At 56.8% G+C, this 803-nt stretch carries 1 protein-coding gene and 1 pseudogene; one reads left to right on the top strand and one right to left on the bottom strand.

Features of this window, described 5'->3' with window-relative positions:
- Positions 1-190 (bottom strand): hypothetical protein (locus EOA28_RS37335; RefSeq protein ID WP_148671189.1); only part of this gene is annotated, 190 nt, incomplete at its 3' end.
- A 132-nt stretch (positions 191-322) separates the two neighbouring features.
- Between EOA28_RS37335 and EOA28_RS39775 the strand changes: the two are divergent.
- Positions 323-803, top strand: a pseudogene (locus EOA28_RS39775) (hypothetical protein); the annotation flags it as partial.

Raw genomic sequence — 803 nt, 5'->3', positions numbered from 1 at the left:
TAACCGTCTCGCTTTTCATTGCTGCGTCAAGCCGCGGACCGATCAGCGCCGCCTCGGCGTCTTCGGCGTGCATCAAACGTTTCCCGAGACACTCCAGCTCTGAAATGGCGCGGCGGTGCGCCGCGATCAGATCCACGACTGTGTCCGCCTCCTGCGCCTCTCCGTTGCTGCGCGCCAGTTCAACAGCCATTGTCCTGCTCCGAGTGATTTGCAGCCCGCCCCTCGCCCGTTACGTCGAGTTGAGAAATACGTTGATCAGGGACGAAGGCACGATAGGATACGAAGACTAGCGAAACGAAGCGAAACCAGAGCCTGCAAGTAGTTGTTTAAGAATGGAAAGTTATTTCTCCCGCCGCCGAGAGACGGGAGTGATTTCAAGGAATTATTCAAACGATTGGCCGCTGCGGGTGCGGGTCGGCCATTGGGCAAAGATGGATTTCCTGCAGGCCCATGGACGCCCGAGCTTCTTGCAGAAGCGATTTCACAAATTGATTCCAACCGGATTGGAGTCGATCTACGAACAGTGCAGCTTTGGTTTCAAGAGAACGAGAAGGGAATTAGCGCTGCCAACATCCGTTGGCTGGCGAGGGTTTTTGGGTGCGATGATCCGGTGGCAACCAGCGAATGGCAGATGGAACTGAGTGCGGCGCAATCGCGGTTATCGACCAAGAGACGAGAATGGAAGAGAGCCGGAAGCGGCGTTACACGGGAGTTTCCAGATACAGCACTGGCTGCGACCTTCGATGACGACACAGCGTCTCCGGCAGAGCTAAAACGGGATACCGACGCCAAGGGGCCGAGGC

The organism is Mesorhizobium sp. M2A.F.Ca.ET.067.02.1.1, from assembly GCF_004023285.1.
In the GTDB taxonomy this organism is placed as follows: Bacteria; Pseudomonadota; Alphaproteobacteria; order Rhizobiales; family Rhizobiaceae; genus Mesorhizobium.
Note: the sequence above shows the minus strand (reverse complement) of the source record. Positions and strands in the feature narration are given on the sequence as shown.